This window comes from Streptomyces sp. NPDC006476 (assembly GCF_040612015.1).
In the GTDB taxonomy this organism is placed as follows: Bacteria; Actinomycetota; Actinomycetes; order Streptomycetales; family Streptomycetaceae; genus Streptomyces; species Streptomyces griseorubiginosus_B.
This window is the reverse complement of the sequence record NZ_JBEXPK010000011.1, coordinates 1-20,751: the sequence shown is the minus strand read 5'-3', so window position 1 is coordinate 20,751 and position 20,751 is coordinate 1. Positions and strand designations below refer to the sequence as shown.

Annotated in this window: 15 protein-coding genes and 1 pseudogene; 8 read left to right on the top strand and 8 right to left on the bottom strand. The window is 71.7% G+C overall.

The features are described 5' to 3' along the window. Window positions 1–15: 15 nt before the first annotated feature. The 6 genes from ABZZ74_RS14295 to ABZZ74_RS14270 all read right to left on the bottom strand — a co-directional run bounded on the left by ABZZ74_RS14295 (window position 16) and on the right by ABZZ74_RS14270 (window position 6,555). Window positions 16–648, bottom strand: a complete 633-nt coding sequence (locus tag ABZZ74_RS14295) for an MBL fold metallo-hydrolase (protein ID WP_356764548.1) — start codon at window positions 646–648, stop codon at window positions 16–18. Continuing rightward, window positions 648–1,733 (bottom strand): S-(hydroxymethyl)mycothiol dehydrogenase, encoded by a 1,086-nt coding sequence (locus tag ABZZ74_RS14290; RefSeq protein WP_356764546.1) that lies wholly within the window; start codon window positions 1,731–1,733, stop codon window positions 648–650. Before ABZZ74_RS14290 ends, ABZZ74_RS14295 begins: the two co-directional genes overlap by 1 nt. Before the next feature lie 110 nt (window positions 1,734–1,843). Then, window positions 1,844–2,923 (bottom strand): PP2C family protein-serine/threonine phosphatase, encoded by a 1,080-nt coding sequence (locus ABZZ74_RS14285; RefSeq protein WP_356764544.1) that lies wholly within the window; start codon window positions 2,921–2,923, stop codon window positions 1,844–1,846. Between the two features lie 108 nt (window positions 2,924–3,031). Continuing rightward, entirely contained in the window at window positions 3,032–3,790 is a 759-nt protein-coding gene (locus ABZZ74_RS14280) for an IclR family transcriptional regulator (RefSeq protein ID WP_356764542.1), read from the bottom strand. A 63-nt stretch (window positions 3,791–3,853) separates the two neighbouring features. Next, entirely contained in the window at window positions 3,854–4,765 is a 912-nt protein-coding gene (locus tag ABZZ74_RS14275; RefSeq protein WP_356764540.1) for a YceI family protein, read from the bottom strand. 32 nt (window positions 4,766–4,797) lie between these two features. Further along, on the bottom strand, window positions 4,798–6,555 hold the full coding sequence (locus tag ABZZ74_RS14270; RefSeq protein ID WP_356764538.1) for an FAD-dependent monooxygenase: 1,758 nt from the start codon (window positions 6,553–6,555) through the stop codon (window positions 4,798–4,800). A gap of 105 nt (window positions 6,556–6,660) precedes the next feature. Between ABZZ74_RS14270 and ABZZ74_RS14265 the strand changes: the two genes are divergently transcribed. Then, a complete protein-coding gene (locus ABZZ74_RS14265; RefSeq protein ID WP_356764536.1) occupies window positions 6,661–8,463 on the top strand; it encodes a helix-turn-helix domain-containing protein in 1,803 nt (600 codons plus the stop codon). 6 nt (window positions 8,464–8,469) lie between these two features. On the opposite strand, the gene ABZZ74_RS14260 is transcribed toward ABZZ74_RS14265, so the two are convergent. Together ABZZ74_RS14260 and ABZZ74_RS14255 are read right to left on the bottom strand one after the other, a co-directional pair. After that, entirely contained in the window at window positions 8,470–9,399 is a 930-nt protein-coding gene (locus tag ABZZ74_RS14260) for an expansin EXLX1 family cellulose-binding protein (protein ID WP_356764534.1), read from the bottom strand. 82 nt (window positions 9,400–9,481) lie between these two features. Further along, on the bottom strand, window positions 9,482–11,278 hold the full coding sequence (locus tag ABZZ74_RS14255; protein ID WP_356764532.1) for a protein kinase: 1,797 nt from the start codon (window positions 11,276–11,278) through the stop codon (window positions 9,482–9,484). Window positions 11,279–12,761: 1,483 nt separating this feature from the next. Here ABZZ74_RS14255 and ABZZ74_RS14250 point away from each other — a divergent pair. The 7 genes and pseudogenes from ABZZ74_RS14250 to ABZZ74_RS14220 form a co-directional block, all read left to right on the top strand. Continuing rightward, entirely contained in the window at window positions 12,762–13,934 is a 1,173-nt protein-coding gene (locus ABZZ74_RS14250) for an MFS transporter (protein WP_356764530.1), read from the top strand. Between the two features lie 513 nt (window positions 13,935–14,447). Then, window positions 14,448–15,122: a glycoside hydrolase family 11 protein gene (locus tag ABZZ74_RS14245; protein ID WP_356764528.1), complete on the top strand. Its 675-nt coding sequence runs from the start codon at window positions 14,448–14,450 to the stop codon at window positions 15,120–15,122. After that, window positions 15,119–15,799 (top strand): polysaccharide deacetylase family protein, encoded by a 681-nt coding sequence (locus tag ABZZ74_RS14240; protein ID WP_356764526.1) that lies wholly within the window; start codon window positions 15,119–15,121, stop codon window positions 15,797–15,799. The genes ABZZ74_RS14245 and ABZZ74_RS14240 overlap by 4 nt, the downstream gene beginning before the upstream one ends. A 163-nt stretch (window positions 15,800–15,962) precedes the next feature. Next, a complete protein-coding gene (locus ABZZ74_RS14235; protein ID WP_356764524.1) occupies window positions 15,963–18,197 on the top strand; it encodes a GH92 family glycosyl hydrolase in 2,235 nt (744 codons plus the stop codon). A 347-nt stretch (window positions 18,198–18,544) separates the two neighbouring features. Continuing rightward, window positions 18,545–19,549 carry a sugar ABC transporter substrate-binding protein gene (locus ABZZ74_RS14230; RefSeq protein ID WP_356764522.1) on the top strand — a complete coding sequence of 335 codons (1,005 nt, stop codon included), beginning with the start codon at window positions 18,545–18,547 and terminating at the stop codon, window positions 19,547–19,549. Next, on the top strand, window positions 19,549–20,625 hold the full coding sequence (locus tag ABZZ74_RS14225) for an ABC transporter permease (protein ID WP_356764520.1): 1,077 nt from the start codon (window positions 19,549–19,551) through the stop codon (window positions 20,623–20,625). The genes ABZZ74_RS14230 and ABZZ74_RS14225 overlap by 1 nt, the downstream gene beginning before the upstream one ends. A gap of 4 nt (window positions 20,626–20,629) precedes the next feature. Continuing rightward, window positions 20,630–20,751: pseudogene (locus ABZZ74_RS14220) on the top strand (sugar ABC transporter ATP-binding protein); the annotation flags it as partial.

Here is a 20,751-nt window from a genome sequence, read left to right as displayed (position 1 = left end):
GGCCAGGTCAGACGGTCAGTGACCGCGCGCGATCCACTCCTGCAGATGCGGGGCCTCCGCACCGACGGTGGTCGTCTCCCCGTGACCGGTGTGCACGACGGTCGCGCCGGGCAGCGTCAGCAGCCGCTCGCGGATCGACTCGACGATGGTCGGGAAGTCGCTGTACGACCGCCCCGTGGCTCCGGGTCCGCCCGCGAAGAGGGTGTCTCCGCTGAAGAGCGCTCCCAGGGCCGGCGCGTACAGGCAGACCGCGCCGGGGGCGTGGCCGGGGGTGTGCAGCACGGTCAGTTCGACGCCCGCCACGGACAGCACCTGCCCGTCGGCCAGCTCCGCGTCCGGCGCCTGGTCGGGGTGGGTCTGCTTCCACAGCGGCAGGTCGTCGGGGTGCAGCAGGATGGGGGCGCCGGTGCGGGCGGCGAGGGCGGGGGCTGCGTCGATGTGGTCGTTGTGGGCGTGCGTGCACACGATCGCCCGCAGCGTCCGGCCGCCGACGGCGTCGGCGATGGCGTCGGCGTCGTGCGCGGCGTCGACGACGATCACCTCGTGGTCGTCGCCGATGATCCAGACGTTGTTGTCCACCTCCCAGGTGCCGCCGTCCAGGGAGAAGGTGCCCGAGGTGACGAGGTGTTCGATGCGGGCAGCGGCCATCACAGCACCACCACCGAGCGCAACACGTCGCCGCCGTGCATCCGCTCGAAGGCCTTCTCCACCTCGTCCAGGGCGATCGTCTCCGTCACGAAGGCGTCCAGGTCCAGGCGGCCCTGGAGGTAGAGGTCGATGAGCATCGGGAAGTCGCGGCTGGGCAGGCAGTCGCCGTACCAGGAGGACTTCAGCGCGCCGCCGCGGCCGAAGACGTCCAGCAGCGGCAGCTCCAGTTTCATCTCCGGGGTGGGAACGCCGACCAGCACCACCGTGCCGGCCAGGTCGCGGGCGTAGAAGGCCTGGCGGTAGGTCTCCGGGCGGCCCACCGCCTCGATGACGACGTCGGCGCCGAAGCCGCCGGTCAGCTCGCGGATCGCCTCGACGGGATCGCCCTCGCGGGAGTTGACGGTGTGGGTGGCGCCCAGCTTCCGGGCGGTGGCCAGTTTGCGGTCGTCGATGTCCACGGCGATGATCTTCGCCGCACCCGCCAGCCGGGACCCGGCGATCGCCGCGTCCCCGACCCCGCCACAGCCGATGACCGCCACGCTGTCACCGCGCCCGACGTTCCCGGTGTTGATCGCCGCACCGATCCCGGCCATCACCCCGCAGCCCAGCAACCCCGCGGCCGCGGCCGAGGCGGCGCGGTCCACCTTGGTGCACTGCCCGGCCGCCACCAGCGTCTTCTCCGCGAACGCGCCGATACCCAGGGCAGGCGACAGTTCCGTGCCGTCCAGCAAGGTCATCTTCTGCTTCGCGTTGTGGGTGTTGAAGCAGTACCAGGGCCGGCCGCGCAGACACGCCCGACACTGCCCGCACACGGCACGCCAGTTGAGGATCACGAAGTCGCCGGGCGCCACGTCGGTGACGCCCTCCCCCACCGCCTCCACCACACCCGCGGCCTCATGGCCCAGCAGGAAGGGGAAGTCGTCGTTGATGCCGCCCTCGCGGTAGTGCAGGTCGGTGTGGCAGACCCCGCAGGCCTCGACCTTCACCAGCGCCTCACCCGGCCCCGGATCGGGCACGATGATCGTCTCCAGGCTGACGGGGGCGCCCTTCTTCCGGGCGACGACAGCACGGACCTGATGAGTCATGGCCACTCCTCGGCTGGTACGAGACCTGAGTCGAATGTTGCTCATTGCGGCACACACAGCATGTGTCGCAACACAGCATCATGGAGGCCCGACTGGGGGTCAAGAAGCGTTCACCCGGCGATGACGGGCACCGCCGGTTTGCGGATCAGGAGCAGCGCCGCGTCGTCGTGGAGCCGGCCGCCCACATGCGCCAGCAGCTCCGCGTGCAGTGCGTCGAGGGTGCGGGACGGCTCCTCGCAGGCGTGGCGCGCCAGCCCCTCGCCCAGCGGATAGAACGCCCGGCCCCGGTCGCGGGCCTCGGTGACCCCGTCGGTGTAGAGAAGCAGCTGGTCCCCGTCGGCGAAGGGCAGCACCTGCAGGCCGGGAGCGTGTCCGGTCAGCGCGCGCAGCCCGAGGGGCGGCGCCGGGTGGGCGGGTTCCACCGGCTCCACCCTCAGGCTGCCGCCCGACCGGCGCGCCAGCAGTGGCGGCGCGTGCCCGCAGTTCACCATCTCCAGCCGCCCGGCTCCGGGGTATCCGGCGACCACGGCGGTGACGAAGTCGTCGGCGCCGAGATTGCGCGCCAGGCTCCGTTCGATGCGCTCGACCACGGCCAGAAGGTCCGGCTCGTCCCAGGCGGCCTCCCGGAAGACCCCGAGCACCAGCGCCGCGGTCCCCACCGCCGGCAGTCCCTTTCCGCGCACGTCGCCGACGATCAGCCGGACCCCGTACGGAGTCGGGATCAGGGCGTACAGATCGCCGCCGATGCGGGCCTCGGCCGCCGCGGCGCTGTAGCGGACGGCGACCTGGAAGGGGCCGACGGTCGCCGGCACCGGCTTGAGCAGCGCGTGCTGGGCGGTCTCGGCGACCGAGCGGACCGCCGCCAGCACGCGTTCCCGGCGACCGCGCAGCACGCTGGCCAGGCCGCTCGCCAGCGTGACCGTCACCAGGGCGGACAGGACGGCCGCCAGTTCCCCGCCCGGAACCCCGTCCCGGGTGCCCAGGGACGCGCCCAGCACCACGGCGAGCAACCCCGCGCACAGCACACCGCGCGGCCCGTTGGTCGTGGCGGCGAGGGCGGGACCGGCGGCCAGCAGGGGCAGCCAGATCATGCCGGCCCCGCCGGCCAGGTCGGTGAGCACGACGGCGCAGACGATCAGCACGGGCAGGGCGGAGACCCAGTGGGCCAGCTGCTCTCGGGCCTGACTCATGCTCTGTCCGCAGTCCTCACCTGTCGGGGGCACGGTCCGGGCCCACGCCTCAAACGCTTGTTCCTTCAGGAAACGAAATCGGTCCCGGACGTCACAAGGAGAGGAATTTCAGATAGTGAGCGAGAGGCCCCTGGTCACACGGCTCGCGGTCGGGATCAGCCGGGCCCGCACCTCCGGCAGCCGGGACAGCCGCTCGGCCGGCATGGAGACGCCGAGCGAGCCGAGCGTGTCCCCGCAGTAGACGGGCACGGCGACGCACACCGTGCCCAGACAGTACTCCTCGAGGTCGGTGACCGCCGGGGCCACGGGCGAGGAGTCCAGGCGCCGCAGCAGTTCCGGCTGACTGGTGATCGTCCGTGGGGTGAGGTCGGCGAGGTGGTGGCGGGAGAGGTAGTCCCTGCGGGCCTCGTCGTCCAGCTCCCGCAGGACGGACTTGCCCAGCGCGGTGGCGTGTCCGGCGTCCTCGAAGCCCACCCAGAGATCGACGCGGGGCGCCCGGGGGCCGTCGACGATCTCGGCGACGCGGATCTCGCCGTCCTCGTAGAAGGTGAGGTAGGCAGCGGTCGCGAGTTCGTCGCGCAGTGCCGCAAGCGTGGGCCGCACCCGGCTGAGCAGCGCCTGCCCGCGCCCCGTCGTCCCCAGCGTGTGCAGCTTGTCCCCGAGGACGAACCTGCCGTCCTCCACCTTCCGCGCGTACCCGTCGTGCACCAACGTGCGCAGCAGGTGATAGGCGGTGGCCAACGGCAGCCCGGTCTCACGGGCCAGTTGCTTGGCGGTCGCGCCGTTCTCGTGCGCGCTCACCGCCTCCAGCAGCCGGAAGGCCCGTTGGACGGACGTGATCAGCGTGGGGCCGTCGTGCGCACCCATGGCACCAGCGTGCGCCGGGCGCCCTCCAGGGGCAAGGGGGAGCACCCGGGCGGCCCGCGACGTCTACTCGGGCGGGGTCGGTGTGTCGTGGGTGCGGTACATCGCCTGGACGTCCAGTTCCAGCTGGACCGTCGGGCCGACGACCGCGATCCCGCGGGCCAGCATCGACCGCCAGTTCAAGGTGTAGTCCTCGCGGTGGAGCTCCGTCCTGGCCAGGGCCGCGCAGCGCAGTTCCTCGCCGTAACCGCCGTTGACCATGCCGAGGTAGGTGGTGTCCAGCGACACCGACCGGCTGACCCCGTGCATGGTCAGCGTGCCGAGCAGGGACCACTTGCTGCCGCCCCGGTAGGCGAAGCGGGTGCTGCGGAAGTCGATGTAGGGGAAGTGCTCGACGTCGAGGAAGTCGGCCGAGCGCAGGTGTGTGTCCCGGGTGTTGTTGCCCGTGGTGATGCTGGAGGCGTCGATGCGCACATGGACGCGCGAGTCGGCGATGTCCTGGGTGACCTGGATGCCGCCCTCGAAGCGTTCGAAGCGGCCGTGCACATGGGCCATGCCGACATGCTTGGCGATGAACCGGATCGCCGTGTGCGGCGGGTCGAAGAGCCAGGTCCCCGGGACCGGAAGGTCGGCCTGCCGGCCCGGCTGGAGCCATACCCGCTGCGGGGCCGCGCCGGAGTCGGCGAGGACGTCGATGGTCTCGCGGTGCGGTTCCAGCCCCTCCGCGACGACCATCAGGCTGTAGCTGCCGGGCGGCAGCACGGCCATGAACAGGCCGTACGGGTCCGTGGTGCCGCGCGCGGCGACCTGGTGGCCGCGCAGTTCCGTCACCGTCACGTCGGCGCCGCCGAGCGGCTGGTTCACGGGGTCCATGACCTCGCGTACGACGACGCCGGCCCCGGCCGGAACGGGAAGCGTGAGGCCCGCGGCGCTTCCGGGGGCATTCCTCAGTCGCCGCCGGAGCAGTCCGAGGGGCATGGGGTTCACCTTTCAGTCGGCGGTGGGGGGAATCAGGTGTGGCCGAGGATCCGGCGCACCGCCTCGCCGAGCAGCCGCTCGGCGTCGGCGCCGGAGCCGGCCGCGGTCGGGTGCCGGAAGGCGACGTAACCGTCCGGCCGTACGAGCAGCGCTCCCGCGTCGGCGACCTCGCTCAGCCGCGCCCAGTCGCCGTAGGGGTCCTCGCACTGCTGACCGGGTCCGATGACGACGGTGGCGATCTCCAGGTCCTGGGCCTCGGCGGCGCGCAGCCAGTCGGTCCCGCCGATGCCGGTGAGCAGCGTGAAGCGGCCCCGTCCGACGGTGTCGAGGGTGGAGAGGGTGCGGGTGCCGGAGGTGATCCAGGCGTGCGGGAGCTTGGCGCCGGGGCGGGAGGTGGGCTGGTGGTACAGCTCTGGGTCGCGGTCGAAGCCGGGGTCGGGGGTGCCGTCCGGGACGATCGCCGTGGAGGTGTAGCGCTGGTTGAGGTCGACACCGTGCGCGTTGAACTCGTACGCCTTGAACGCGATCGCCTCGCGCAGCCGTGCCCGCTGCTTCTGCGCCGCCTCGGTGTCGCCCTTGCGGGCCGCGATGTTGGCCCACAGCTGCTCGGGGGTCTGCGGGGAGAGCCCGTCGAGTGCCTCGAAGATGGGCGCGGTCTCGCCGATGGACTTGTTGGCGCGGGTGACGATCTGCTTGCCGATCGGGGCGCGTTCGGCGGTGTAGGTGTCCAGGAGCCTCGGGGACGCGGTGCCGTCGAGGACGAGCTTGAGCTTCCAGGCCAGGTTGTAGGAGTCCTGGATGGAGGTGTTGGAGCCGAGGCCGTTGGACGGCGGGTGGCGGTGCGTGGCGTCGCCGGCGCAGAAGACCCGGCCGCTCGCGTAGGTCTCGGCGTACATCTCGTTGACGGTCCAGGCGGAGGACGACTTGATGGTCACCGGGATCTCGTCGTCGCCGACCAGTTGGCGCACGATCGTCTCGGCGTACTCGGTGGTCAGGTCGGGGGCGCCGGCCGTCACGTCGTACCCCCACACGATCAGCCACTCGTTCCACGGCCGCACACAGCGCACCAGGCCCGCGCCGATGCCGCCGACGGTGGCGCCGGGCGCCAGCACCCAGTACAGGGTGGACGGCCGGTGGGCGGTGTACTTGGTCAGGTCGGCGTCGAAGACGATGTTGATGCTGCCGGCCACGCCCATCTGGCCGCCCATCGGCAGTCCGGCGTCCTCGGCGACCTTGCTGCGGCCACCGTCGGCGCCGATGAGGTACTTGGCGCGGATGGTGTACTCGTCGCCGCGCAGCCGGTCCTCGACGGTGACCGTCACGCCGAAGGCGTCCTGCACGAAGGACTTGTAGACGGTGCTGAAGCGCAGCCGCGTGCCGCGCGCGACCGCCGCGTCCATGAGCACCGGTTCCATGAGGTGCTGGGGCATGTCGCACATCCGGGTGGGGCTGGCGAGCTCGTGGGCGGCCTGGACGAGCGGGTCGTTGCCCCAGGAGCGCACCCGGCCCAGCTCCTCGCCGGCGAGGCTGGTGCAGAAGGTCGTGTTGCCCATCAGCTGCTGCGGGGTCGCCTTGGCGATCACCTCGTCCTCGACACCGAGGTCGCGCAGCACCTCCATGGTGCGCTGGTTGGTGATGTGCGCCCGGGGCGTGTCGGCGAGGCTCGCGTAGCGGGTGACGACGATGTTCGGCACGCCGTAGGTGCTCAGGGCGAGCGCGGCGGAGGCGCCGGCGGGGCCACTGCCGACGATCAGTACGTCGGTGACGACATCGGGCTCGACGGTGTGCACGGGGAACGCTCCAGGGAATGAGAACAGGCGCAGACTCTTCAAGATCGTGTACGCCCGGGCGGCGGCGCGGGTGTCTCAATAAGAGACAGTGCGCCTCCGGGACCGATGGTTGCGCGTTCAACTGCTCCCGGTAGGGTGAACCCCGCCGTGACCACCGCAGAGCGCCCCACCGTCCGCCCGACCCTCGCAACGCTGCGCAGGGCCCGGGAGTTGTTCCTGCGGGGCGAGCAAGTCCCGGACGGCGTGCCCGAGGACGTCGTCGCCGCCTGGAAGCGCGCCCGGTTCTTCGGCGTACGACCCGGCACCAAGGCCCTCGCGCCGCCTCCTCCTTCAGTACGAGCGCTGGAGCCCCCTCTGCTCACCGCCGCCCGGCCCGTCCTCGACCGGATCGCCCCTACTCTCGGCACCGGCCGGACCTCGCTGGTGCTCACCGACGAGCGGCTGCGGGTGCTGTGGTCCGGCGGACTGGGCCCGGGCCGTTCCTGCCCCGACCTCTCCGAGCGGACCGTCGGCCCGAACAGCGCGGCCCGCGCCCTGCACACGCACGGCCGTGCCGAGTTGCACGGCCCCGAGCACTTCCTCGACGCCTGGCAGAACGTCTCCGCGGTCAGCGTGCCGGTACGGGCCCCGGAGACCGGACACCTGCTGGGCACGGTGACGGTGGCCTCCGACCTGTGCGCCGGGAGCGCACCGCATCCCGGCGCCGCGCTCGCCGAGGCCGCCGCGCTCGCCGTCGAGGCCGAGCTGCTGTCCCGGTCCCGGGCGGCCGAACGGGCGCTGCTGGACGCCTACTTGCGAGCCGCCGGCGCATCGGGACGCGCGGTCCTGGCCCTCGACGGCCGCAGCAGGCTCGTCAGCGAGGCCGCGGCACGGCTCCTGTCACCCGAGGAGCTGGACACGCTGGAGAGGTACGCGGTCGCGCTGCTGCGGGACTGGGGCGGCGGGGCGCGCACGGTGCCCGGCGCGGCGGTGGCCGCCTCCGGCACCGGACTTGAGACCTCGTACCGCATCCGTCTCCCGGCCTGCACGGCGACCCTGGCTCCGGTCCTTCACCTGGGCTCGGTGGCCGGGGCGGTCGGTGTGGTGGAGCAGGCGGGGCCCGCGAAGGTGCCGGCCGCCCCGCGGCACGCGGTCGGTCTGGCCGGGCGCTCGGTGGCCTGGTGCCATGCGGTGGACCGCGCGGTGGAGTTGGCCGGATCCCCGGAACCACTGCTGATCGTCGGCGAGCGCGGTACCGGGAAGACCTCGCTCGCCCGCGAGCTGGTCGGGAACCCCCTGGTCGTGGACGCAGCCGAAGGCGAACTGCCGTGCGATGTCCGGGCGTTGCGGCACGAGGACCGCCCTGTCCTCATCCGCCACGCCGAACGTCTCACCCAACCCGACACGGCCCTCCTCAACACACTGCTCGCCACACGCCCCGACGCGCCTCTTCTGCTCACCTACACCCCGGGCACACCGCCCGGACCCTGCCTCCAACGGCTCCTGGACACCCTCGCGGCACGCTCCGTGACCCTCCCCGCCCTCCGCGAACGCCCCGAGGACGTACGGGAGTTGCTGTCCGCCCTCACCCCAAGGCCCGTGCCCGGCCGGCCGCCGGTGACCTGGACACTGGAGGCGCTGCGCGCCCTGGAGCAGCACCCCTGGCCCGGCAACGTCACCGAACTCGCCCATCTGGTAAGGGCGTTGGCGGAACAGCGCCGGGCGACCGGTCCCGTCCGGCGCGCCGAACTGCCGGATCCCGTGCGCGAGGGGCCCTCGCCCCGCCCCCTCACCCCGATGGAACACGCCGAGCGCGCCGCCATCCTGGAGGCGCTGCGCCTGCACGGCGGCAACAAGGCCCGTACGGCGGCCGCCCTGGGCATCGCCCGCGCCACCCTGTACCGAAAGCTGCGCGGGTACCGGAGCTGACGGCGCTCAGTGCCGGGCGAACTGGACCCGGGTCGGCTGCACGACGTTCGGCCGGATCGTGATGCCGTCAACAGTGAGCTGTTCGCCGTAGATGTCGGTGATCCTGATCGGGCCCCCGCAGCCGCCCCCGTCCTCGGCGAGGAAGTAGTTGTAGTCGGCGCGCGCCAGCTGCCGCCAGCCACTGCCGGAGCGAACCTCCAGCCGAGCGAGGGGGTTTCGGTGGCCGATGACCTGGATGCCGCACCAGTACCGCGAGGACCCGGTCTTGTAGCGGACCGAGAGGGTGCCGACGCCGCCGGGGCTCGCGAGCTCCCAGGTGATCGGGACACGGCCGGCCGAGGGCGCGGCGAGCTTGGCGAAGGCCTGTGCGCTGAGGTCGATCTGACCGACGGCACAGTCGCCCGGGCACTCGTTGGTGATGCGGACCGTGACGGAGGCACCGCTCGCGGCCCGCACGACCACGTACGCCCCGCACGCCTTCGATCCCTCGTAGTCGGCGGTGTTCATCGCCCCGGTCAGTACGTCACTGCTCGCGTCGTACAGACACGCCCCGGTGCCGTCGGTCTGGTAGAAGGTGGCGACGCCCTGGTGGGTGACGCCGGGGCGGATGCGTCCCGCCAACGGGGCCGTACCGGAGGCCGGTTGGGCGACCGCCGCTGCGGACGGCTTCGCCGACGGGGTGGTCGCCGAAGAGGCGGTCGCCGAGGGGGACTTCTTGCCCGCGGTGCGTCTCGCGGACGCACTCGGCGATGCTTCGGTCGCGTGAGCGGAGGGAGTCGGTGAGGCCGGCGAGGGAGTGACCTCCGCGCCGGTGGCGGGAGTCGGCGCGGCCGAGACCCGCCCGGCGTCGGCCTTGTGACCGGAGAGGAACACCACCGTCAGGGACGCGACGATGAGCACCACGGCCGCCGAAAGGAACAGCCACCGTCTGTGCACCGAACCTCCGTTGCCAGAGTGACAGGAGTAACGATCCTGCCACGGTGACGAACGCGGCGGGAGGAAAACCCCGGGACTCGCGCTACCCGCCGCCGCTCACGGGCCGGTACGCGGTGACGGCGACGGTGGTGGTCCAGTCGCCGTCGTCCTTGTCCAGGACCTGGATGACGGCGATGTCGCGGGTGAGGTCGTCGCGCACACAGAACCAGGTGCCGGCCGGGACCTGCGGGAAGCGGACGACGGAGACCGGCTGCTGGGCGATGCCGAGGGCGCAGCGGGCGGGGGTGAGGGGTGACTGTCCGCCGATGTACGCCTCGCTGGACTTCTGCGGTTCGAAGGCGCCCTTGCTGTTGCCGCCCGCGTCGGTCGACAGCAGCCAGGAGCCGTTCGTGGCGACGCGTCCCCGCGCCAGGTCGAAGGAGTGCGCGTCGTCGGGGAGGGTGAGGGGCCGGCCGCTGTAGAGCGGCCGGTAGTGCGCGTCGGCCGGGCCCGGTACGGCACCGGGCGTGGACAGGGCCGGGATGTGCCGGTAGAAGTCCAGGCCGACGTCGGCGCCCCAGCCCCCGGTGTCGGTACTGACGACCCGCAGCACGGCCACGTCGCCGGTCAGCCGCCACCGAACACAGAACCAACTGCCCGGCGGCACCTGCGGCCAGTGCACCTCGTCCTCCACCGGCCGACGGGCGACCCCGGCCGCGCACTGCGCCGGAGTGATCGGTCCCGACCCCGCGACATAGGCGTCCGTGGCGTCCTGCAGCGAGAAACCGCCCTTGCCGTCACCGCCCGCGTCGGTGGACAACGTCCACAGCCGTCCGCCCGGCACCCGGTCCCCGGTCATCAGGTCGATCTCGAAGTCGTCGTCCTTCAGAGAGACGGGCCGGTCACGGAAGACCGTGCGATACCCCTGGGCGGCGGCCTCGGACGCCGACGCGGAGGAGCCGGAGCCCTGCGTGGAACGGCCGCCGTGCTGGGTCAAAGCGAACACGACGGCGCATACCAGGAGAACCGCCAGCGACACCGCCCCCACCCTGACCCGGACACCGGAGCGTTTCCGCGCGGCCCGCTCCAGCGCGTCGGTCAGATCGGCCTCCCGGCGGGCGACCCGGGCCGCGACGACCTGCGGGAGCCAACCGGAGGAGCGGGGAGGTCCGACCGTCCCGGCGGCGATGATCTGCCGCGGGGTCGGCCGTTGCGCGGGGCCCTTGTGGAGGCATCGTGTGATCAGGTCCCGCAGTTCGTCGTCACCTACGGCGAGGGCGTCCGGATCGGGTTCCTCACGGGTGATCCGGAACGCCACCTCTCCGGCGCCTCCCTCCCCGAACGGGGTCAGGCCGGTCGCCGCGTACGCCAGCAGCCCGCCGAGGGAGAACACGTCGCTCGGCGGGTCGAGGGGGCGGCCCTCGACCTGTTCCGGGGACATGTACGGCACGGTGCCCAACGCGACGCCCGTGCCGGTGAGTTGGGTGCGGTCGGCGGCGCGGGCGATACCGAAGTCGATCACCCTGGGACCGTCCCGGTCCAGCAGGACGTTCGACGGCTTGAGGTCGCGGTGCAGGACACCCGCGCCGTGGATCGCGGCGAGCGCCTCCGCGATACCGGCGGCGAGCGTCCGTACGGCCGGCGCGGGCAGCGGGCCGGAGGCCCGGACGACGTCCGCGAGGGAGGGGCCGGCGACATAGGTCGTGGCCAGCCAGGGCCGCTCCGCCTCCGCGTCGGCGTCGACGACGGCAGGGGTGTACGGCCCCTGCACGCGCCGCACGGTGGCGACCTCGGCGGCGAACCTCCGCCGGAACGCCGGGTCCTGGGCGAACTCGGCCCGTACGACCTTCACCGCGACGGGCCGCCCACCTCCGGACTCGGCGAGAAACACCTCCCCCATCCCACCCGCCCCGAGCCGCCCGACCAACCTGAACGCCCCGACCCTCACCGGGTCTCCCTTGCGCAAGGGCTCGACAACCGGGGAGTCGACGACAGTGGGGGTGCGGGGAGGGGAGACGGCAGGGGGTGCGGGAGCGGCGGATGCCGGAGCGGCTGTAGGAGCCGCTGCCGGTAACGCGCCGATGCCGGAACCGGAGTCCGGCTGCGCGCCCCGACTCCGGCCGGTGATTGCCCGCACACCGGCGCCTGAACCGCCTGACCGCGCTCCGCCGCCCGAGCCCGGCCGGGACCCCTGACCGGCAGGAGACCCGGCGCCACCAGAGCCGTTGCCCGACTGTGGGCCGAAACCCTGCCGAGCCCTTGTTCCGCCCAGATCACCGGAGCCACCAGCGGACCGCACCTCGACATCGGGGCCGGCAGCCGACTCACCGCCCTCACCCGAGCCGCCGGCCCACCGCGCCCCGGAACCGTGACCGGCAGCCGACTCACCGCGCTCATCCGAGCCGCCGGACAACGGAACCCGAGAATCCACCCGAACCGTCTCCCCGCCAGGGCCATCCGCCCCGGCAGGCGACCGCGTACCGGCCCCCGGCCGAGCGGCGGCGCCGCCGCCGGCGCCCGAGTTGCCCGAGTTGCCCGTCGGCAGTGCACCGGGACCCGAAGCGGCGTCCCCCACGGCATCGGCGCCCGAGCCGCCCGCCGTAGACCCGCCCGCGTCCTCAACCCCCGCCCGCAGCCGCTCGAGCCTGCCCTCAGCAGCAGGTATGTGACGTGGGTCAAGGCCAGGCACCTGGTGCAACAGCGCGACGAGTTCCGAGCCGAGCCGCAGTGCCTCCGCCCCGTCGGTCACCCGCTCCCAGCACCAGTGCGCGCTGCGTGCCGCCGCCACCGCCCCCGGTCCGTCCGAGGGGCGTGAGGCCAGACGCCTTCGCGCCGCCGTCAGCCACCACCGGGTGGCCGCACCCAACTCACCTCCCGCCCGCGCGACATCGGCCCGTATCTCGGCCCACCCCGCGGCATCGGCGCTCGCGGCACCGTGCGCACGCACGGCTTCCTGTTCCCGGGCCCCGGCCTCCTCGGCGGCCCGCCGATGGTCACCGGCCTCGGTCAACCGCCGTATCACCGCCCGCGGATCGACGTCCCCTCCGCTCCGAGCCCCCGGCACCGCCCCGTCCCGTACGGCATCGCGTTCGGCGCCCGTCTCGACGACGATGCCGTCAGCCCCGACATCACCTGTCGGCGATTCCCGCCCTTCCACGTCTCTCCCCCGACCCCCTCGACGAGGACACGCCAACCCGGCGCACAACCGGATTCTTCGCCTCGGCCATCCACCCGTCAATCACGAACTCTCGCCAACCTCGCCCCAAGTCCCCACGTACAGAACCAAGTTGACCTTGCCCTTGGGTGAGCCCGCACCATCGGCCCAGGAACGGCGTCCGGACGACGAGAGGGCAAAGGTGCTGGTCGACACAAGGCCACTGCGAGTGAGCGAGTTCCGGCGGCTGTGGGTGGCCGGCATCGTGACCGCCCTGGGCGCCCAGTTGACGGCCGTGGCGGTGCCCCTGCAGATCTACGCCCTCACCGGCTCCTCGGCGTACGTCGGCCTCGCAGGCCTGATCGGCTTCGCCCCCATGGCTCTGGCGGCCCTGTGGGCGGGCGCGCTCGCGGACATGCACGACCGCCGGCGCGTGCTGCTGGCGACCACCACCGGCATCGGCGCGACCTCGGTCCTGCTCTGGGCGCAGGCGTGGGCGGACCTCCGGTCGACCGGCGTCCTTCTCCTCCTGACCGGCGTCCAACAAGCCCTCTTCGGCGCCAACACCGCCGTGAGCAGGGCAGTGACGCCCCGCCTACTGCCGCCCGAAGCATTGCCCGCCGCCAACGCCCTCCAGTCCACGGTGATTCTCTCCGCCGGAATCACCGGCCCCCTGCTCGCCGGCGCCCTGATCCCGGTCGTGGGACCCCAGACGCTGTACCTCACGGACGCGACGGCGGTCTGCGCGACGCTCTGGGCCGTATGGCGACTGGCCGCCCTCCCCCCGACCGTCATCACCACGCACACGCTTCGTCCAGCCTCGGCAATCCAGCGAATCGCCGAGGGTCTGCTCCTCCTGACCCGGCATCAACTCCTTCTGGTGGTCTGCCTGTCCGACTTCGCAGCCCTCTTCCTGGCCCTCCCCACCGCCCTCTTCCCGCAGCTGACACGGGAGGCCTTCCACCCGTCCGACATCGGCGTGCTGTACGCCGCACTCTCGGCCGGCGGTCTGCTTGCGGCCCTGTTCTCCGGCCTGTTCACCCGCGTCGGTCGTCACGGCCTCGCGATCGGCGTCTCGATCGCCGTATGGGGCACGGCAGTTGCGGGATTCGGGCTCTCCCGATCACTGCTCACCGCGTCGATCTGGCTGGTCCTGGCAGGCGGCGCGCTGCTCACCCTGAGCGTCTTCCGCCAGACGGTGCTGCAGACCGCCGCGCCGGACGACATGCGGGGCCGACTGCAGGGAATCGACACCGTGCTCGCCGCGGGCGGACCACGCTTGGGCGACCTCGCCCACGGCACGGCCGGTGCCGCCTTCGGTACGACCTGGACGATCACCGGCGGCGGCCTCCTGACCGTCGGGGTCGCCGTCGCCGTGCTGCTCCTCTCCCCTGTCCCGTAGCGCCAAGCGCCGTGCACCGACCCGGTGTCGGCGAAGCGTGCGACGCCCCGCCGACACCGCCCGTCCTGCGTTGGGCCGTCAGCCGAGGCCGGTGAGGAACGGTGTGAGGGTGTGGGCAGCCCGAGCGAGCGCGTCAGGTCGGTGTCCCGGTAGACGTCGGCGACGTCGAGGGCGACGGAGAGGCGGGCGGGCCAGTACCACTCCCACACCGCCGGTACCGGGCCGCCCGCGTACGCCGCGGCGACCCGGCCGATGGGGGTGACTTCGTCCGGAAAGGCTTCGAAAGATTCGGAGAATCGCGGGCCCCGTAATCTGCCTCACCTTCTCGACAATATGAGCCATCCGGCTCATTTACATCACTAGCCGCTTCGAGCTGCTCCTTCTCTCATCCAGGAGGCATCCAGCGTGACGAATGTTTCGAAATAACTACCGAAACTGTTGACGCTTGACGGGTGCAGGCCAACACTGTTCGACCGGACCCCGCCCCCTTGGAGGACACGGAGGAAACCGCTCATGGACGTCGCACCCGCACCCACGACGACCCGCCGGACCGCCTGCGCGATGCTGCTGGGCGCCACCGCCGCCCTGGCGTTGCCCGGCACCGCCCGGGCCGCCACCGTCATCACCACGAACCAGACCGGCACCGACAACGGCTTCTACTACTCCTTCTGGACCGACGCCCAGGGCACGGTCTCGATGACCCTGGGCTCCGGCGGCAACTACAGCACCAGCTGGCGGAACACCGGCAACTTCGTCGCCGGCAAGGGCTGGAGCAACGGCTCCCGCAGGACTGTGTCGTACTCCGGCAGCTTCAGTCCCTCGGGCAACGGCTACCTGTCGCTGTACGGCTGGACGTCGAACCCGCTCGTGGAGTACTACATCGTCGACAACTGGGGCACCTACCGGCCCACGGGCACGTACAAGGGCACGGTCACCAGCGACGGCGGCACCTACGACATCTACCAGACGACCCGGTACAACGCGCCGTCCGTCGAGGGCAACAAGACCTTCAACCAGTACTGGAGCGTACGGCAGTCCAAGCGGACCGGCGGCTCCATCACCACGGGCAACCACTTCGACGCCTGGGCCCGCGCGGGCATGCCCCTCGGCAGCTTCAAGTACTACATGATCCTCGCGACGGAGGGCTACCAGAGCAGCGGCAGTTCGAACATCACGGTGGCGTCATGAGGGCCGCGCCCTTACGGCCCCTGCTGGCGGCCACCGCCGCCGTCGCCCTCGCCGTCGGCTCCCTCACCCTCGCCACCGCTCCCGCGTGGGCCGCCACCTGCAACGGCTACGTCGGACTCACCTTCGACGACGGCCCCTCCGGCAACACGCCGAATCTGCTGAACGCGCTCCGGCAGAGCGGGCTGCGGGCCACGATGTTCAACGAGGGCCAGTACGCCGCCGCGTACCCCGCCCAGGTCCGCGCCGAGGTGAGCGCGGGCATGTGGGTCGGCAACCACAGCTACACCCACCCCCACCTCACCCAGCTCGCCCAGTCGCAGATCGACTCGGAGATCTCCCGTACCCAGCAGGCCGTCGCGAGCGCCGGTGGCGGTACGCCCAAGCTGTTCCGGCCGCCGTACGGCGAGACCAACGCGACGGTGCGGACGGTCGAGGCCAAGTACGGGCTGCGGGAGATCATCTGGGACGTCGACTCGCAGGACTGGAACGGCGCCAGTACGGACGCGATCGTGCAGGCCGCGGGCCGGCTGGCCAACGGCCAGATCATCCTGATGCACGACTGGCCGGCCAACACGGTCGCGGCCGTCCCCCGCATCGCCCAGGGCCTCGCCGCCCGCGGCCTGTGCGCCGGGATGATCTCGCCGCAGACCGGCCGGGCCGTCGCCCCCACGGGCTGACGCCCGGCAACGTCCCCCGCGGACACCGCACTTGCGGCGCGGCTGCCACGAGCTGCCGCGCCGCACCCCCATCATGTCGACCCGGCTGGGCATTGCGCCGGGAGCCTGATTAATCGGCGTGCCGCGGCCAGGCGTCACGCGATCGGGCCTCCCGGAGGCGACCGTGAGCGGACCGTCGTCGTACGACACCACGACGCCCGACCGCTTCCAGGAGAGCTTCTTGCGCCTGCACCCCCTCGCGGCCGCCCTGGCCTCGGCCGTCCTGCTGGCCCCACCGGTCCACGCGGCGCCCCTCACCACGCGCCTCACCGACGACCCGGCCGGCTACGTCAACCCCTTCGTCGGCACGGCACCGGGCGGCGTCGACTTCGGTCACGGCGGCGGCGGGGGCAACACCTTCCCCGGCGCCTCGGCGCCGCTGGGCGGGATCCAATGGAGCCCAGACACGGTCACGCACCAGCACGGCGGCTACGCGTACCCCGACAACCGGATCCGGGGCTTCAGCCTCACCCACATCTCGGGCGCGGGCTGCAGCGACTACGGCAACATCCCCTTCATGCCGCTCACCGGCCGCCCCGATCCGGACCCGGCCGCCCGCTTCGCCACCTTCTCCCACGTCAACGAGCAAGCATCGCCCGGCAGTTACGGGGTCCGCCTCGACAACGGCATCCACACGGAGATCGCCGTGACCCGGCGTTCCGGCGTTGCCCGCTTCACCTACCCGGCCGACGGCATCGAGCCGGCCGCGCTGACGGTGGACGCGGCCCGGGCGTTCAACGGCGCCACCGGAGAGATCGCCATCGGGTCCCGCAGCCTGTCGGGGCACACCGACAGCGGCGGCTTCTGCGGCAAGTCCAACCGCTACCGGCTCTACTTCCACGCGGTCTTCGACCAGCCCTTCGCCACCGCCGAGCCACTGGACGGCAAGAGCTCCGGGGCGTACGTCTCCTTCGCGCCCGGTACCCGTACGGTGACCGCCCGGGTGGGCATCTCCTTCGTGAGCGTCGACTCCGCGCGCGCCAACGCCCTGGTGGAGCAGGAGAACCGCTCCTTCTACGCCGTACGACGGTCGACCCGCGACCTGTGGAACACGTGGCTCGGCAGGATCGCCGTGCAGGGCGGCACCGAGGAACAGCGTCGGATCTTCTACACCGCGCTGTACCACTCGCTGCTGCACCCGAGTGTCCTCAGCGACGCCGACGGCCGCTACCCGGGAATGGACGGCCTCGTCCACCGCACCCGCCCCGGACATGCGCAGTACGCCGACTTCTCCGGCTGGGACGTCTACCGCTCCCAGGTCCAGTTGCTGGCGCTGCTCGCTCCGCACGAGGCCTCCGACATCGCCCAGTCGATCCTCGAACAGGGCCGCCAGGCGGGGTACTTCGACCGCTGGACCGTGGCCAACGGCGGTACCGGCGTCATGGTCGGCGACCCGCTGCCCGCGATCGCCGCCTCGATCCACGCCTTCGGCGCCACCGACTTCGACGCCGAGGGCCTGCTGCGGACCGCACTGGCGGGCCGGCACGACAGCAGGCAGCGACCGGGCCATCAGCAGTACGACAGCCTGGGTTACGTCCCCACCGCGACCAAGGGGGTCTGGGGCAGCGCGTCCACCACTCTCGAGTACGCCGTCACCGACGGCGCCCTCGCCCGTCTCGCGGGTCGCCTCGGCGAGACGGACACCGAGGCGGCCCTGACGCGCGCCGCCGGCACCTGGCGCTCGCTGTTCAACCCCGCGAGCGACTACCTCCAGCCCCGCGCCGCCGACGGCAGCCGGCCGCCCTTCACACCGGCCCAGCGCGCGGAGTACGTCGAGGGCAACGCGGCGCAGTACACCTGGATGGTCCCGCACGACCTGCCCGCCCTGTTCGCCGCGATGGGCGGCGACGCCGCCGTCACCGCCCGCCTGGACGCCTTCTTCACTCGACTCAACGCCGGCCCCGACGAGCCGTACGCCTACCTGGGCAACGAGCCGTCCTTCGGCACCCCGTGGGCCTACGACTCGGCGGGCCGTCCCGATCGGGCCCAGGACACCGTCCGGCGGGTGCTGACCAGCCTGTACGCCGACCGCCCCGACGGCCTCATGGGAAACGACGACCTCGGCGCCATGTCGTCCTGGGCCGTGTGGGCCGCCCTCGGCATGTACCCGCACATCCCGGGAAGCCCCCAACTCGCCCTCGCCAGCCCGCTGTTCCCCGCCGTCACCGTCCACCGCGGCAACGGGGTCACCTTCACGGTCCTGGCCCCGCGGGCGTCCGCGACAACTTCGCGTGTACGGTCCCTGACCCTCGACGGTCGCCCGGCCGGCACCGCCTTCCTCCCGGACACCTTCGCTGCGACGGGTGGCGTGCTCCGCTACAAGCTGGAGGATCCGTCCGTGGCCGGCTCCAAGGACTGAACGCGATCACAGAAGCGCCGGGCTCGCCCCCGGCGACGGCAGGAACCACTCCGGCCCGCCCGCGCGACGCGGGCGGGCCGACGTCTGTACAGGACACCTTGTCGATACGTCCTGACAAATCTATTGACATCACCTGGGGGGCGCTCCATAGTACGAGCACCTAGCGCGCGCTAGTAACGCGCGCTAGTCACATCGATGAGCGGAGCACCATCCACGCCTGCCGCACACGACGCCCCGCCGCCGCACCAGGCGCTCCCAAGCCGCTCGCCCGCCGCCGGAACGGGTGGAGCGCCCCGTTTGAGCCGATATCCCGTTTCCCCTGATCAGTACAGCGAGGTGCAAGGGACATGCACACACGTCACCGAGCCATCACCCTGACCGCGACCGCCCTGGCCGCCACCCTGCTCGTCACCGCCTGCTCCAGCAGCTCCGGCGGCAAGAAGTCCGAGGAAGGAGGAGGCGCCGCCGCCGCGGGCAAGGCCACCACCCCGCGGATGACCGTCGCCATGGTCACCCACGCCTCCCCCGGCGACACCTTCTGGGACCTCATCCGCAAGGGCGCCCAGGCAGCCGCCGCCAAGGACAACATCAAGCTCGTCTACTCCTCCGACCCCAACGCCGGCAATCAGGCCAACCTGGTGCAGAACGCGATCGACCAGAAGGTGGACGGCATCGCGTTGACGGCCGCCAAGCCCGACGCCATGAAGGACGTCGTCGCCAAGGCGAAGGCCGCGGGCATCCCCGTCGTCGGCTTCAACTCCGGCGTCTCGGACTGGAAGCAGCTCGGCATGCTCGAGTACTTCGGCCAGGACGAGAACATCGCCGGCCAGGCCTTCGGGCAGCGGCTCAACCAACTCGGCGCCAAGCACGCCCTGTGCGTCATCCAGGAACAGGGCCAGGTCGCCCTCGAGGCCCGCTGCGCCGGTCTGAAGAAGGGCTTCTCCGGCAAGACCGACGTCCTCTACGTCAACGGCACCGACATGCCCTCGGTGAAGTCGACCATCACCGCCAAGCTCAAGCAGGACTCCTCCATCGACCAGGTTGTCACCCTCGGCGCCCCCATCGCTCTGACCGCCGTGCAGTCCCTGTCCGACGCCGGCTCCAAGGCCAAGATCGCGACCTTCGACCTCAACAAGGACCTGGTCAAGGCCGTCCAGAACGGCAGCGTCGAGTTCGCCGTCGACCAGCAGCCCTACCTCCAGGGCTACCTCGCCGTCGACGCCCTGTGGCTGTACAAGACCAACGGCAACTTCAGCGGCGGCTCCACGGCCCCCGTCCTGACCGGCCCCGCCTTCATCGACAAGACCAACATCGACCAGGTCGCCCAGTTCGCCGCGAAGGGCACCAGGTGATGCGCATGACCCAGCATGCCGAGCCGGCGGTGACCTCACCGCCGGCCCCCGGTCGCCGGGAGACCGACGGCCGCACGGCCGAACGTCCCCTGGCCGTACGCCTGTTGGCCCGGCCCGAGGTCGGTGTCTTCCTCGGTGCCGCCGCGGTGTACGTCTTCTTCCTGATCGCCGCCCCGCCGGTGCGCGACGGCGGTTCCATGGCGACCGTCCTGTACCAGTCGTCGACCATCGGCATCATGACGCTGCCGGTCGCCCTGCTGATGATCGGCGGCGAGTTCGACCTGTCGTCCGGTGTCGCGGTGATCACCTCCGCGCTCACCGCGAGCATGCTCAGCTTCCAACTGACCATGAACGTGTGGGTCGGTGTGATCGTCGCCCTTCTGGTGTCGCTGGCGATCGGCTTCCTCAACGGCTGGCTGGTCGTGAAGACGGGCCTGCCCAGCTTCCTGGTCACCCTGGGCACCTTCCTGATCCTCCAGGGCGTCAATCTCGCCGCCACCAAGCTGATCACCGGGAACGTCGCCACCGACGACATCAGCGACATGGACGGCTTCGGCCAGGCCAGGAAGGTCTTCGCCTCGTCCTTCGACGTCGGAGGCGTCCAGGTCAAGATCACGGTCGTGTACTGGCTGGTCTTCGCCGCCCTGGCCACCTGGGTGCTGCTGCGGACCAGGTACGGCAACTGGATCTTCGCGGTCGGCGGCAACAAGGACTCCGCACGGGCCGTCGGTGTGCCCGTCACCTTCACCAAGATCTCCCTGTTCATGCTGGTCGGCTTCGGCGCCTGGTTCGTCGGCATGCACCAGCTCTTCACCTTCAACACCGTCCAGTCCGGCGAGGGCGTCGGCCAGGAACTCATCTACATCGCGGCCGCGGTGATCGGCGGCTGTCTGCTGACCGGCGGCTACGGCTCCGCCATCGGCCCGGTCTTCGGCGCGTTCATGTTCGGCATGGTCAACCAGGGCATCGTCTTCGCCGGCTGGAACCCCGACTGGTTCAAGGCCTTCCTCGGCGTCATGCTGCTCGGCGCCGTGATGATCAATCTGTGGGTCCGCCAGTCGGCGACCAGGAGGTGAGCTCATGACATCCAGCAACGGAACCGCCCCGCACGGAGCGATCCTCGCGGACACCCCGCCGGAGGGCGGGGACACCCCGATCGTCGAACTCCGCAACGCCGGCAAGTCCTACGGCAACATCCGCGC